Origin of the sequence: Pseudomonas sp. S4_EA_1b, from assembly GCF_016307435.1 — a bacterium.
Classification (GTDB): Bacteria; Pseudomonadota; Gammaproteobacteria; order Pseudomonadales; family Pseudomonadaceae; genus Aquipseudomonas; species Aquipseudomonas rhodesiae.
In genome coordinates, this window is the sequence record NZ_JAEILC010000089.1 from 44,562 (window position 1) to 58,898 (window position 14,337).

Here is a 14,337-nt window from a genome sequence, read left to right on the forward strand (position 1 = left end):
GCAAGCATTTATGCAGCTGGGCCATGATACGCAAGGCCCGTCCGCCGCGCCAAATGAAAAAGCCCGCGTAGGCCTTGCGACCGGTAGGTGGCGGGCCTCACACTTTGCCGCTGGTCCCTGGGGTGTTTTCGCAATGATTGACTGTCGTAAACCGCTGTTGATTGCTGTATGTGTGCTGTTGACCAGTCAGTGGGTGTTGGCTGGCGAGCCGGAAGTTCATTGGCCCAGCGGCTGGCAAATCGAAGAGGTGACGCCCGATGGCGATGCTCCCGTCAGCGCTAAGGCCGTGTCCCGACAGCGGGCGATCAAGAATGACGAGAATGGCCAGACTTTGATGGTCATGGAACTGACCGCTACGCCGATAGAAGCGGGACATAAAGTTAATCTTCAAGGCGTTTTGCTGGAGATGCGTAAGTCTATTCAAAAAGACTTCGCCAAAGGCGGCTATCAAAGCGTGTGCACCAAGATGCACCCTACGACCTTGAGCCGCCTCGACGCACTGGAAACTACTTGCGTGATCACCGAGAACGGGCGGCATGTGTTGTCACAAACATTGGTGGGTGCGGTCGATACTGACAAAGCATATGTATTTTCATACGCCGGCCAAGCCCAAGCCTATGACACAAGCAAGAACGAAGTCAGTTCGGTGCGCGATAGCCTGAAACTCTAAGCATGTGCGACGAACGTTTTTGAACAAAATGAACTTTTATTTAAGTCCGCTTGTGAACCCTTGAATAACAAAAGCCCCGCATGTGCGGGGCTTTTTATTAGTGCGTGTGGATCACTTGCGCAGCCAGGATTCAACGGTTTCCGCGCCGTGCTCTTCTTTCCAGGCTTTGAGGCCACGGTGGTTGCCACCTTTGGTTTCGATCAGTTCGCCGGTATGCGGGTTCTGGTAAACCTTGACCACGCGTGCGCGGCGCTGTTTAGGCGCGGAGGCGACCGCGCTGGCCTTGCTCAGGCTAGGATCCAGGATTGCGATGATATCGCGCAGGCTCTTGCCGTAGGTCTTCATCAGCCCTTGGAGTTTTTCTTCGAATTCGATTTCTTTCTTCAGGCTAGCGTCGTTCTTCAAGGACTCCAGCTGGGCCAGTTGCTCTTGAAGGGCTCTTTCTGCTGCGCGAAATTCGGCGAGTTTGGACAAAATCGGTACTCCAATAGTGTAGTTGGCTGATATCAACTGGGAAAAAAGCTCCAACCCAAGCGCTTTAAGGTGACTCTAAGACTCTAAGAAGAAGCATCCTGCGAGTTCAGCACAGGCAAGAAAAATTGTAGTAGTTAATCCGTCACGAGTAAATCATGTCCTTTGTCTCAGTAACATTATTTGCGCATCACTAATGCATGACTATTGAATCGCTGGCCAAGGATTTAATGAATTCATCGCACGGTAAGGGTCTGCCGAACAGGTAGCCTTGAAGATAGTCTACCCCGCGAGCGGCCAGGTATTCACACTGCTGCGCTGTTTCTACCCCCTCGGCGACAATGCCCAAATCGAGCTTGCCGGACAACTCTATGATGCTGTCCAGGATATGGCTGGAGAGTGCGTCCACACCGATCATGGCGACAAAGCTCTGATCGATCTTTAAGTAGTCCACATTGAAGTTGCGCAAATAGCCTAGGCTGGAATGGCCGGTGCCGAAATCATCAATGGCGATCATCACCCCAAGCTCATGCAAGGCGTCGAACAGGCGTCGCGTGACGTCGGTGGGCTCGATCAACTCGCGTTCGGTCAGCTCCAACACCAGAATGACCTGGCCGGGGACGAATGCGGCGAGGAATTCACGGCAGTCGTCCACCAGTTGCAGATCCTGGCAGTGGCGCGCGGTAATGTTCACACCGATATGAAACCCCGGCGCAAAGCGCGAGGCATGAGGCGCCAATTGAGCGGCGGTCTGCCAGAGCAGGGCGCGGGTCATGGGCACGATCAGGCCGCTATCCTCGGCCAGCGGAATGAACAGATCCGGCCGAACCAAGCCCTCCTTGGGGTGCTGCCAGCGCATCAGCACTTCACAGCCGGCCCATTCGCGGGTATCGCCGCGCACCACGGGTTGAAAATAAGGAATGAACTCATTGGCGCCCAACGCCCGTTGCAGCTCATGGGTCGGTGCCGAGGAGCGCTTTTGCAGCCAATGGGCGAATAGGCCCGCCAACATGCCAAAAAACACCACCAGGCTGAACAGCGCAGGATAGCGAGCTTGCATATATCGCCACACTTCACCCGCTGGCATGCCGGCGTCGACGCTGTAGTGATAACGCTTCGACACCAGGTGGTGATGAGCCACCGCAAATACCGGTGGCAGTGTCTCGTGGACCCGGCCTTGATCGTCGAGCCAGTGCGGCCCGACCTGCAGGATCAATTGCGCATACCGGCTGATCAGGCGCAGCGCGTTGGTCAGGTGGTACCCGTCTATGGAGGCGAACGCGGCCTTGTCGCCGTCTACCAGGCGGTAGACCAGCAGCGCTGTGTCAGGCGTGACCGGGTTGCCATTCATCAACCAAAGGCGCCCGTCTACGTAATCGTCTGGATTGACCGGCGAGACGTGGTCACCGCCGAACAGTGACGTGCAATAGATATTCTTTTGCCAGGACAAGGTGGTCGCCCGCACGAATGGCCGGCGTGTCACTTGCTCACGCAACGCCAACTGCGTGCCGTTGTCGCACGGTTGCCCGGCCAGGGGCAGCAGCGATTGGGCGGCGAGGGCGGTGTTGTCGAGCATCAGATCGAACTGGCGCACGGCTTCCTGCGCTGTCTGCGCACTACTTTGCTCCAAGGTGCGTTCGGCCTGCCAATGCAGAATAAGCACGCCTAGCAGGATCGGCTGCAGCGCGCATATTAGGCTGATGCAGTAACGGGTGATCGGCTTTCGAGGGCCTTGGACACTGAGAGGCATGGGTTCTGGGGCCTATTGCGCAGAGAGCGTGACCGGCGAAACGCTCGGTAATGCTCCGATGATAGATGGCTGGGTTCGAATATGCTCGCGTGATCCAGGCTTCGTGCGTTGTCGATATTGGCCAGGTGGTTGACGTATCTACCTGTGCAACAAACCTCTTGCACGCGCCAGGGCAATGGGGATTTGATAAGAGTACGGACAAACCAGGTTACGCTGTGTAGAATCGATTTACGCATACAAGAATATGACTTGCGCTCACGCAAGCCTAAAGCCGTCAGAGACTGATGTAACCATGAAGCGACTCGGCTCCCCCCTCATCTTTGGTGACTTCCTCGCCCGCAGCGTGCGAGGCCTGTCCTGCGCGCCACCCCTGCACCTCATCCTTGCTGGCAATTGATTTTTCTTTAATCAGACTCTTTATTTCAAAGAGCAGGATGAGGCACCGAACATGACCGACCAACACGCAAACCCAATGGGCCTGATGGGCTTTGAGTTCATCGAATTCGCATCGCCGACGCCCGGCACCCTGGAGCCGATCTTCGAGATCATGGGGTTCAGCAAAGTCGCCACCCACCGCTCCAAGAATGTGCACTTGTATCGCCAGGGCGAGATCAATCTGATCCTCAACAACGAGCCCAACAGTATCGCCTCCTACTTTGCCGCAGAGCACGGCCCGTCGGTGTGCGGCATGGCGTTCCGCGTCAAGGACTCCCAGAAAGCCTACAACCGCGCACTGGAACTGGGCGCGCAGCCGATCCATATCGAAACTGGCCCGATGGAGCTTAACCTGCCGGCGATCAAAGGCATCGGCGGCGCGCCGCTGTACCTGATCGATCGTTTCGGTGAAGGCAGTTCGATCTACGACATCGACTTCGTCTTTCTCGACGGCGTAGACCGCAACCCGCAAGGCGCCGGTCTCAAGGTTATCGACCACCTGACCCACAACGTCTACCGCGGGCGCATGGTGTACTGGGCCAACTTCTACGAGAAGCTGTTCAACTTCCGTGAGGCGCGTTACTTCGACATCAAAGGCGAGTACACCGGCCTGACCTCCAAGGCCATGAGCGCTCCGGACGGTATGATCCGCATCCCGCTGAACGAAGAATCGTCCAAGGGCGCCGGGCAGATCGAAGAGTTCCTCATGCAGTTCAACGGCGAGGGCATCCAGCATGTGGCGTTCCTCACCGATGACCTGGTCAAGACGTGGGATGCGTTGAAGAAAATCGGTATGCGCTTTATGACCGCGCCACCGGACACCTACTACGAAATGCTCGAAGGTCGCTTGCCGAACCATGGCGAGCCGGTGGACCAGTTGCAGGCCCGTGGAATCCTGTTGGACGGTTCTTCGATCGAGGGCGACAAGCGTCTGCTGTTGCAGATCTTCTCGGAAACCCTGATGGGCCCGGTGTTCTTCGAGTTTATTCAACGCAAGGGCGACGACGGTTTCGGCGAAGGCAACTTCAAAGCCTTGTTCGAATCCATCGAGCGTGATCAGGTTCGGCGCGGTGTGTTGACCACCGACTGAACCCACGCGTAGAAAAAAGCCCGACCAGAGTTGACCCTGGTCGGGCTTTTTAGCGCCTGCGTGTTACGGCTGGCGCTGGCGTACCAAATGCTTGAACCCTTCAAACACCAGCACCATGACCGCGATCCAGATCGGAATGTAGGTCAGCCATTGGCCCGCCTTGATCCCTTCGCCCAGCAGCAGCGCCACTACCAGCAACAGCACCGGCTCGACATAACTGAGCAAGCCGAACAGGCTGAAAGCCAGCAAACGACTGGCGATGATGTAGCTCACCAGTGCCGAGGCGCTGATCAGGCCGAGGATCGGAATCAGCGCATAGAGTTTCGGTTGCGCATCCATCACTGCAAAGCCCTGTTCGCCGCTCTGCACAAACCACCAGGCCACGGGCAGCATCAGCGCCATGTCCAGCCACAGGCCGCCCAAATGATCGGTCTTGAGGTATTTGCGCGCAATGAAGTAAAGCGGGTAACCGATGATCACCACCAACGTCGCCCAGGAGAAACCACCGGCCTGGTACAGCTCGTTCAGCACGCCGAGGGCAGCGAAAAACACCGCGATCTTTTGCAGATACGACAATTGTTCGCCCCATACCAGGCGCCCGGTCAGCACCATGGTCAGCGGCAGCAGGAAATAACCCACCGACACATCCAGGCTGCGGCCATTGAGAGGCGCCCACATGAACAGCCACAATTGCACCCCCAACAGGGCCGACGACACCACCACGCCAGCGATCAAACGAGGCTCGGCCGCCAACCTGCGCAGCAGTTCCCGTACTTGCCGCCATTCGCCGCTAACCACCATGAACACTGTCATGCACGGCACGGTCAACAACATGCGCCAGCCGAAAATCTCCAGGCCGCTCAATGGCGTGAGCAAGGACGTGAAGTAATACATCACGGCAAACAACACCGAGGCCGACACCGATAACACCACACCTTTAGACACGCTGTCCTCGCCAAAACCGATTCAATCAAAAGAGGAGGGGATTATGGTGCTTTCGGCGCGCTACGGCTGCTCTGTTTTGGGGCAAATCGCACAAAAGTTTGCCGCGCTGCACTTTCAAAGCGCTTACAGCGGCGTCCGCCCCGACACGAAATGGCCCACATCGTTGAATCCCGGCGTAGACGAATGCCCCGGCGTCACCAGCGAATCGATGAACGCCTCATCTTCCGCCGTAATCTTCACCTGCAGCGCGCCGGTGTAGGCGTCCCATTGCGCCTCCGTGCGCGGCCCAACGATAGCTGAACTCACCGCGGCGTTGTTGAGCACCCAAGCGATGGCGAATTCCACCATGCCCACGCCGCGCCCTTGGGTGTACTGCTGGATCTGCTGGGCGATGCGCAGCGACTCCACGCGCCATTCTGTTTCCAGGATGCGCTTGTCCTGACGCGCGGCACGGCTGCCGGCCTCAGGGGTAACGTCCGGCGCGTATTTGCCGCTGAGCACACCGCGCGCCAGCGGGCTGTAGGGCACCACACCGAGGCCATAGGCTGCGGCAGCGGTAATCTGCTCGACCTCGGCCTGACGGTTGACGATGTTATACAGCGGCTGGCTGATCACCGGTCTGTCCACCCCCAGGCGCTCTGCCACGCGAATGACCTCGGCAATGCGCCAGCCACGGTAGTTGGACAGGCCCCAGTAACGGATCTTGCCCTGACGGATCAGGTCACCGATGGCCGACACCGTTACTTCCAGCGGTGTGTGGTGGTCTTCACGATGCAGGTAGTAGATGTCCAGGTAATCCGTGTCGAGGCGGCTCAGGCTGGCGTCGAGGGCATTGAAAATCCGTTTGCGGCTCAGGCCACTGCGGTTGGGCAACCCATCCGGCGGGCCGAAACCGACCTTGGACGCCACCACCCAGTCCTGGCGCTGCCGGGCGATGGCTTCACCCACCAACTCTTCAGAGCGCCCGCCGGTGTAAACATCCGCGGTGTCGATAAAGTTGATGCCCTGGTCCCAGGCCTTGTCGATGATGCGCAACGAGTCCTCGGTGTTGGTCTGTTCGCCAAACATCATGGTGCCCAGGGTGAGGGCGCTGACCTTCAAACCGGAGTGGCCCAGAGAACGATAAAGCATAGAGAACACCTCAATGTCGCGGGATAGAGCCTATGCAATACCAGATCGCGGCACCGCCGAACAAGCCGGTTATGGACATGAATGCGGTTTATGCCATCGCCTTACAGCAAACCGCCGCCGTCGATGTCGATCACGCTGCCGGTCATGAAGGCATTTTCCATGGCCAGTACATACCCGGCTGCTACTTCGTAAGCCTGTCCCACGCGTCCGACCGGCAAAGCGTGACCGACTTTGGCATACATGGCCTCGCGTTGATCTTCCGACAACCCCGCATACGCCGGTGTGTCGATCACGCCGGGGCTGACGACGTTGACCCGACGCGGTGCCAGCTCCTTGGCTAATTGTTTACCCAGCGCTTCGGTCGCAGCGTTAATGCCGATTTTGATGAATTGCCCAGGCACTAACTTGCGCCCCAACTGCCCGGACGTAAGGACGATACTCCCATGCTCATCGAGGAATGGCAGTGCCAGTTGGATAGCCCGCAAAGCGCCCCAGAGCTTGACGTTGAAATTGTCCTGGGCCAGTTGCAGGTCGGTGTCCTGAAGATTTTTCGCCTGTACGGCAGGGCCGGCGGTGTAAACCAAATGATCAAAGCGGCCCACGCTCTCGAACAGGCGTTGCAATGACGCATTATCCGTCACGTCCACAGGTTCGCTGCGCAGGCCGTTGTGGATCGCCGAAGACAGGCGTCGTCCAGCCAGCACCACCTGCGCGCCTAGTGACCTGGCCTGCTCGGCGACCGCCGCGCCGATGCCGCTGCTGCCGCCAATCACCACCACGGTTTTGCCATTGAGGGGAGATGTCATGGGTACTGCCTCGCATTAAAAAAGGGATATTCATCCTCTCAGCTTGGCAATGTCGGAAAAATAGCGGTAAATCGACAAGATCATTAAAGGATTTTTATCAGTGAGCTCGACTCTCGACCTTGAAGTCTTTGCCCGTACGGCGGATATCGGGAGCCTATCCGCCGCCGCACGCTCCCTTGGCCTGACACCCGCTGCCGCGAGCATTGCGCTCAAGCGTCTGGAAACACGCCTTGGCGTTCGCCTGCTGGCTCGCTCTACGCGCAGCATGCGCCTGACTGAAGAGGGCCGCTGTTACCTGGACAGCGTGCGCCTGGCGCTCGCCGCTTTGTCTGAAGGGGAACAAGGGCTGAAGCGGCACGGCGAAGGCTTGAACGGTGTACTGCAACTGGCCGCTCCCTCGGATTTTGGGCGCACGGTTTTGCTGGAATGGTTGGATGACTTCAAGCAACAGCACCCCCATATCCGCCTGCAGTTACTGCTTAACGATAAGAACGCCGACCTGTTCCGCGAGACCGTGGATATTGCCCTGCGCTTTGGCGTGCCGAATGATTCCAGCCTGGTGGCTTTACCGATCCTAGCGAACCACCACCGCGTGGCCTGCGCCAGCCCTGCGTACTTGGCCCGGCAGGGGACGCCTCGTGAGCCTGCCGATCTGGCGCAGCACAGCGCGCTGATTTACATGCGCCATGGCCGCCCTAACAACACATGGAGCTTTCGCAAAGGCGATGTTGTGCAGGAAGTGCCCGTGCATAGCGATTATTTGTGCGACGACGGTGAAGTGGCGCGGCGGTGGGCGCTGGCGGGGCATGGGGTGACCTATAAAGCTGGGCTGGATGTAGTACGGGACATAAGGGCCGGCCGTTTGGTTCCGTTGTTCGAGGGCTGGCAAGGTGAGCCTGCGCCGCTGAACCTGATGTGTCCCCATCGTGCGCAGGTGTCGGAAAGAGTGAAAGTGTTCCAGGCATTTTTGCAGCAACGCTGCCATGCGCTGTTGAACGACGTACGAAATGATCAATAAGGACGTCCAGGCCACATCCTTATGGAAACATCCTCGTCTGTCGGTAAACCGCTCAGCCTGGGGCTTGGCCGTAGTCCTGAATATTCAGTTGGCCTTTGGCCGAATAAACCGGCAAGGGGGGATGATTGAATTCAACCTTGAAGTACGCGATCGCGTGTCCGGCATGTGGCATTTTTTTGATGGTGAGTTGACCGCTGGTTGCATACAGATGCTGAAAGCCAATCAGGTTTGTCAAAATCCCGATCCGTGGATCGTCCAGGACGACTTTGTATGTGCCCTCTCTGACTTTGGTATCAATTAGCACGGCGAAGAAATACTCGGTGTCGGGGAAAACACGGGACCACCCTAGGATGTTGTAGTACGGGGCGACACCCAAGTGCTCAAACGTATTGACGGCCAGGTTTTCAGCCTTGAATGAGGGCATAGGCAGTATCCCGCCACTGAGCTCAACCTCGAATTTCCCGTTGCCGTTATGTACGTCACAGGTGCCTCGGGACACCATCAACTGAGCTTCCGGTTGGTTATAGGGCTGGGCGGTAAAATTGAACGTTGCGACGATACGGTTTTTCCTCAAGGTGACGGTAATTTCACCTGATACGGCTACAAAGTTGGTGTTGGCGGTAAATATTGCCGCAGAGGCCGTAGTCACTTTGCGTGTGCCGTCGAAGCTGTAGGTATGGGGCTTGCCATTGTCGCGAAGGCTCAAGGGCAGCAAGCAGGAGAGCTCGACACTGGGTTGAGAACCCACTGCACTCTGACGTGCGGTAATAACCCATTGGACATGGGTCTTTTCCAGCCTGACCGTGTCCGCTTTGAATGCCCGCGTGATCACGCCGGACATGTTCGCGCTGGCCGTGCCTTCGGCCAGATGCGAATTTCTGGGCAGTTGAAGAATCTCCATGACGCAGTCCTCATCCAAGTGGGTGGCGCCTGGAGTATGAGAACAAATAAAAGCAGCGGGTACTGTCAAGGTTGACAGGTTTAAAAAGCAAAAAGCTTATAACGGTTATGCGGGCTCAGGATGCACCAGCCCCGGCGCATCCTGAGTCATCGCTCAAGTGCGCAATGAGCGAGTCATGCGCAATGCCAATACACTGCCCGCCACAATCACTGCCGCCAGCAGGTACAGGGCCATATCCGTGGAGCCGGTGGCATCTTTCACAAAGCCGACGATATATGGGCTGAGGAAGCCTGCCATCTGGCCCATGGAGTTGATCAACGCCAGCCCACCGGCGGCGGCACCCGCGCTGAGCATCGCCGTCGGCACCGGCCAGAACATCGGCAGGCCGGTAAGCGCGCCCATGGTGGCGATGGTCAGGCCGAGGATCGCAATGGCCGGCGTGGTAGCGAAATTCACCGCGATCACCAGGCCCACCGCGCCCATCAGCATCGGCACGACCAAGTGCCAGCGCCGCTCTTTGCGCAGGTCGGCGGAGCGGCCCACCAGCAGCATAAACACTGCCGCCAGCAAATACGGGATCGCACTGAGCCAACCGATCACCAGGTTATCGCTGAACCCCAGGTTCTTGATGATCGACGGCAGCCAGAAGTTGATGGCGTACACGCCGCTCTGGATGCAGAAGTAGATCAGGCCAAATGCCCAGATCGCCGGGTTCTTGAACACTTCGGCGAGGGAGTCGCTGGTGGTCTTGGGCTTGTTCGCCAGGTCCGTGGCCTGGTCGCCTTCCAGCACCGCGCGTTCCTGGGGCGTGAGCCATTTGGCGTGGGCGAAACTGTCGCTGAGCAAGAAGTAGGCGAGGGCGCCCAGCACCACGGTGGGTATGCCTTGGAGCAGGAACATCCACTGCCAACCGGCCAGACCGCCCTGGCCGGCGGCGAAGTGGTTGAGAATCCAGCCGGAAAACGGGCTGCCCAATAGGCCCGACACGGGGATCGCCGACATAAACAACGCCATGATCCGCCCGCGACGGAAGGTCGGGAACCACTGCGAGAGGTACAGCACCACGCCGGGGAAGAAGCCGGCTTCGGCCGCACCGGTAAACAGGCGCAAGGTGTAGAAGTGCGTCGGCGTGCTGACGAACAGCAGGCAGGTGGACAGCGTGCCCCACACGATCATCATCAGGGCGATCCAGCGCCGTGGGCCGAATTTGCTCAGCGCCAGGTTGCTCGGTACGCCGCACAGTACGTAACCGATAAAGAAGATCCCGGCCCCGAGGCCGTACACGGTTTCGCTGAACTTGAGGGCGTCGAGCATCTGCAGCTTGGCGAAGCCGACGTTGACGCGGTCGAGGTAATTGAACAGGTAGCAGATAAAAATGAAGGGGATCAAGCGCAGGGTCACGCGCTTGTAGACAGCGTTTTTATCGTCATCGTTGGCCTGGGTGACAGCGGCGCTCTGTGACATGGCGTTCTCTCTTTATTATGATTTTTCGCGATGCGAGGGTAACGTTGATCGCCCCAAGAGTCTCGGCCAGGTAGCAGGGGGCTGTCTTTGTGCTCGCGCACAGTGAACGTGCCTTTGCGCTGTGCCGATGACCAACCACGCCTTGCAGGAAGTTAACCCCATGTTCGAGCTGGATCATGACCTGGCGCAGGAGATCGTCGATCGCACCATGGCCATCCTGCCCTATAACGTCAACGTCATGGACAGCCAGGGCTTGATCCTGGGCAGCGGCGAGCCCGAGCGCATCAACACTCGCCATGAGGGCGCGCAATTGGTCTTGGCGAATGGTCGTGTGGTCGAAATCGACGGCCACACCGCCAAGCACCTCAAAGGCGTGCAGCCCGGCATCAACCTGCCGCTGATGCACGATCAACGCCTGATCGGTGTGCTGGGCATCACTGGTGAACCGCAACTGCTGCGCACCTACGCCGAATTGGTGCGCATGACCGCCGAGATGCTGGTCAGCCACCGTCACCAACAAGCCGAACAGCAATGGCGCCGCCAGCGGTGCGACGACCTGCTGGCGCTGTTGCTTGCCGAATCCGGCGACTCGCCGCGCCTGGTCGACGAAGCCCAGCAACTGGGGCTCAAGCCGCATCTGTCGCGTACGCCATACCTGTTCGAGCTGGGCGCGGGCGCCTCCGCGCAGGACCTTGGTGCCTGGCTGGCTGCGCGTTATCCCGACAGCTGGTGCGTCAGCTCGGCGCAGTTTTCATTGTTGTGGTGCCGACCGGCCGGGCTCCCGGTGGACAATCCCAAGCTGCTGGAAAAACTCGCCGGCCACGGCTGGCAGATCCAGCGTGTGGCGGTGGGTGGCCAGGCCGACGGGCTGGCCGGGCTGCGCCGTTGCTATCGGCGGGTCGGGGACCTGTTGGCCTATGGCCGGGACATCCTGCCCCATACGCAAGTGCTGACCCTCAATCGCTATCGCCTGCCGGTAATGCTGTGGCGTCATCGCAACGACGACGCCCTCGATGAATTGCTCAACCCGCTACGCAAAGTACTGGCCAAGGACGGCAACGGCCAATTACTGGCAACTTTGCGCAGTTGGTGCGAGCACGACGGGCAAAGCCAGGCGTGTGCCGACGCTTTGGGCATCCATCGCAACAGCCTGCGTTATCGCATGGAGCGCATCGCCGAACTCAGCGGTGTCGACCCGCTGACCCTCGATGGCATGCTTGCCTTGTACCTGGGCGTGCAGTTGCTGCCCCAGGATTTGTCGGAATGAACAACAAACCTGCGCCGCACTTGTGCATCGGACCGGCGTTATTGCCGCAGCCAACTGGCAGCATGGGCGTTATAAAAAACGGAGAACGCCCATGAAGATCATCATCGCCCCCGACTCGTTCAAGGACAGCCTGAGCGCCGCAGGCGTTGCCCAGGCGATTGTCGAGGGGTTGGCCCAGGTTTGGCCGGACGCGCAGATGATCCAGTGCCCGATGGCCGATGGTGGCGAAGGCACGGTGGACGCGGTGCTCGCCGCCTGCCACGGCGAGTTGCGCCGCCAGACCGTGCGCGGCCCGCTCGGCGCCCCGGTGGACGCACGCTGGGGCTGGTTGGCCGACAGCCACACCGCGATCATCGAAATGGCCGAAGCCAGCGGCTTGCAACTGCTGCCGCCGGACCAGCGCGACGCGTGCCGAACCACCACCTTCGGCACCGGTGAACTGATCCGCGCGGCGCTGGAGGCGGGGGCTCGGCGCATCATCCTGGCCATCGGCGGCAGCGCCACCAACGACGGTGGTGCAGGGGCGATGCAGGCATTGGGTGTGCAAATGTTCGATGCCGACGACCAGCCCCTTCCACCTGGCGGCTTGGCCTTGGCGCAATTGGCGCGCATCAACCTGGACAGCCTTGACCCCCGCGTGGCCGAGGTGCGTTTCGAGATTGCTGCCGACGTCAATAACTCCCTCTGCGGCCCCCACGGCGCCTCGGCGATTTTCGGCCCGCAAAAAGGAGCGAGCCCGCAGCAGGTGCAACAGCTCGATGCTGCCCTCGGCCATTTTGCCGACATCTGCGCCAGGGTGCTGCCTACCGATGTGCGCGACGAACCCGGTAGCGGCGCCGCTGGCGGCCTGGGCTTCGCTGCCAAGGCGTTTCTCGGCGCCCAGTTCCGCGCGGGGGTGGAGGTGGTTGCCGACTTGGTGGGCCTGGATGCCGCCGTGCGCGGTGCTGATCTGGTCATCACCGGCGAAGGCCGCTTCGACGCCCAGACCCTGCGCGGTAAAACCCCGTTCGGCGTGGCCCGCATCGCCCGGCAACACGGCGTACCGGTGATCGTCATCGCCGGCACCCTCGGTGAAGGCTACGAGCAGATGTACTCACACGGCGTCGACGCCGCCTTCGCCTTGCCCAGCGGGCCCATCAGCCTTGAGCAGGCGTGCAGCGAGGCACCGCGCTTGTTGCGCGAGCGGGCGGCGGATATTGCGCGGGTGTGGCGCGTGGCCGCCGGGCGCTGACGCCACAGGCCGAACATGGGACAATCCGCGCCTTTTCAGACACGGAGAGTCCCCATGTTGCGCCCCGTACTCCTGGCCCTGCTGGCCGGTTCCTCTGCCCAAGCCTTTGCACAACCCGCTAGCGAACGCGTGCCGCTGCTGCGGGACATCAAGGAGTGGGTGGTCGGTTGCGACAACCTGCGCAACTGCCACGCCCTCAGCGCACCGAGCGGAGCCAATGAAGAAGATTACAGCTCACTGACCTTGCATATCTGGCACAAGGCCGGCCCTCAGGGCTACTTGCGCCTGCGCTTCGACCATCGGGGGGAGACGGCGGACCTGTCGACCCTGCAACTGGACGGCCAGCCCCTGGGCAATGACTTGACCCAGGCATTGCAGGTGGAGTTGGACGACCAGGGCGGCGATCCCCATGTGCAATCCTTTGGCGTACTTGACGACGCCGCCGCGCGCCGATGGTTGCAACGCTTGCGCGATGGCCAGCGCTTGCAGCTGCCCGGCGATGCCGATGCCCACGTTTCCCTGAGTGGGTTGAGTGCATCGCTGTTGTTGATGGATGCGGTGCAAGGCCGGGTGGATAACGTCACCGCACTGGCACGACCCGGCAAAGGTGCGGCGAGTGCCGTGCCGGCGCGTTTGCCGACGCCGCTGCTGCGTCCATTCCCCGGTGCGCCGGCGTTGACCGCCGAGGAGCAGCAAGCTTTGGTGGCCGAGGCCCTCAAAGGTGAAACGGCGCAAGAAGACTCGCCGCCACCCGAAGCCAGTGCCGGTGCGTTGACTGCCTCGCAGGCCATGACCGTGTTGAGCTACGACTGCGCGGCCTACAACTGCGAATACGAGGTGGTGCGTCGCGCGCGCCAGGCACCATATGCCCAGACCGCGTTGCAACTGGAGTCGCTGCCTTTGGACGGCGCCGCGCTGCAAGGCTCGGTGGGCTACGACCCAGCCACCGGCACCCTGAGTTACTTCTACAAGCAACGCGGGCTCGGCGATTGCGGGGCCGGGGCGGTGTGGTTGTTTGACGGCAAGGCTTTCCAGCTCAGCGAGTTTCACATGATGTCGCGCTGCACCGGGGTGGCCTACGGCGACTGGCCTTCGTTGTGGACAACCGCTCCAGCGCCCTAGGCAGCGGACGGTCGGCGCCTCTACACTGGCCGACCA

13 protein-coding genes are annotated in these 14,337 nt (G+C 60.0%); 6 read left to right on the forward strand and 7 right to left on the reverse strand.

Annotated elements, in window-relative coordinates; translation table 11 throughout:
• Window positions 1-133: 133 nt before the first annotated feature.
• Window positions 134-670: a DUF4946 domain-containing protein gene (locus tag YA0848_RS24980; protein ID WP_040268397.1), complete on the forward strand. Its 537-nt coding sequence runs from the start codon at window positions 134-136 to the stop codon at window positions 668-670.
• Window positions 671-781: 111 nt separating this feature from the next.
• Here the strand turns inward: YA0848_RS24980 and YA0848_RS24985 are convergent, their stop codons facing one another.
• Both YA0848_RS24985 and YA0848_RS24990 read right to left on the reverse strand, forming a co-directional pair.
• Window positions 782-1,144 carry a histone-like nucleoid-structuring protein, MvaT/MvaU family gene (locus YA0848_RS24985; protein ID WP_034097985.1) on the reverse strand — a complete coding sequence of 121 codons (363 nt, stop codon included), beginning with the start codon at window positions 1,142-1,144 and terminating at the stop codon, window positions 782-784.
• 190 nt (window positions 1,145-1,334) lie between these two features.
• The gene (locus tag YA0848_RS24990) at window positions 1,335-2,891 is read right to left on the reverse strand and encodes an EAL domain-containing protein (protein WP_034113776.1); all 1,557 of its coding nucleotides are present in this window, start codon (window positions 2,889-2,891) and stop codon (window positions 1,335-1,337) included.
• 448 nt (window positions 2,892-3,339) lie between these two features.
• On the opposite strand from YA0848_RS24990, the gene hppD reads away from it, so the two are divergent.
• Complete coding sequence (gene hppD, locus YA0848_RS24995) at window positions 3,340-4,416, forward strand: 4-hydroxyphenylpyruvate dioxygenase (RefSeq protein ID WP_034097982.1); 1,077 nt, start codon at window positions 3,340-3,342, stop codon at window positions 4,414-4,416.
• A gap of 63 nt (window positions 4,417-4,479) precedes the next feature.
• On the opposite strand, the gene rarD is transcribed toward hppD, so the two are convergent.
• The 3 genes from rarD to YA0848_RS25010 form a co-directional block, all read right to left on the reverse strand.
• Window positions 4,480-5,361, reverse strand: coding sequence for an EamA family transporter RarD (rarD, locus tag YA0848_RS25000; RefSeq protein ID WP_034097981.1), 882 nt, complete (start codon window positions 5,359-5,361; stop codon window positions 4,480-4,482).
• 123 nt (window positions 5,362-5,484) lie between these two features.
• Complete coding sequence (locus YA0848_RS25005; RefSeq protein ID WP_034113774.1) at window positions 5,485-6,492, reverse strand: aldo/keto reductase; 1,008 nt, start codon at window positions 6,490-6,492, stop codon at window positions 5,485-5,487.
• Between the two features lie 101 nt (window positions 6,493-6,593).
• A complete protein-coding gene (locus YA0848_RS25010; protein WP_047882176.1) occupies window positions 6,594-7,298 on the reverse strand; it encodes an SDR family oxidoreductase in 705 nt (234 codons plus the stop codon).
• A gap of 100 nt (window positions 7,299-7,398) precedes the next feature.
• On the opposite strand from YA0848_RS25010, the gene YA0848_RS25015 reads away from it, so the two are divergent.
• A complete protein-coding gene (locus YA0848_RS25015; RefSeq protein ID WP_169902609.1) occupies window positions 7,399-8,316 on the forward strand; it encodes a LysR family transcriptional regulator in 918 nt (305 codons plus the stop codon).
• Between the two features lie 52 nt (window positions 8,317-8,368).
• On the opposite strand, the gene YA0848_RS25020 is transcribed toward YA0848_RS25015, so the two are convergent.
• On the reverse strand, window positions 8,369-9,217 hold the full coding sequence (locus YA0848_RS25020) for a hypothetical protein (protein ID WP_169902608.1): 849 nt from the start codon (window positions 9,215-9,217) through the stop codon (window positions 8,369-8,371).
• 153 nt (window positions 9,218-9,370) lie between these two features.
• The gene (locus tag YA0848_RS25025; protein ID WP_047882178.1) at window positions 9,371-10,681 is read right to left on the reverse strand and encodes an MFS transporter; all 1,311 of its coding nucleotides are present in this window, start codon (window positions 10,679-10,681) and stop codon (window positions 9,371-9,373) included.
• 160 nt (window positions 10,682-10,841) lie between these two features.
• On the opposite strand from YA0848_RS25025, the gene YA0848_RS25030 reads away from it, so the two are divergent.
• The 3 genes from YA0848_RS25030 (at window position 10,842) to YA0848_RS25040 (ending at window position 14,301) form a co-directional block, all read left to right on the forward strand.
• A complete protein-coding gene (locus YA0848_RS25030; protein WP_034097970.1) occupies window positions 10,842-11,948 on the forward strand; it encodes a sugar diacid recognition domain-containing protein in 1,107 nt (368 codons plus the stop codon).
• A gap of 91 nt (window positions 11,949-12,039) precedes the next feature.
• Window positions 12,040-13,179 carry a glycerate kinase gene (locus tag YA0848_RS25035; RefSeq protein ID WP_034113766.1) on the forward strand — a complete coding sequence of 380 codons (1,140 nt, stop codon included), beginning with the start codon at window positions 12,040-12,042 and terminating at the stop codon, window positions 13,177-13,179.
• A gap of 54 nt (window positions 13,180-13,233) precedes the next feature.
• Entirely contained in the window at window positions 13,234-14,301 is a 1,068-nt protein-coding gene (locus YA0848_RS25040) for a DUF1176 domain-containing protein (protein WP_034113765.1), read from the forward strand.
• The last annotated feature ends 36 nt before the right edge of the window (window positions 14,302-14,337 follow it).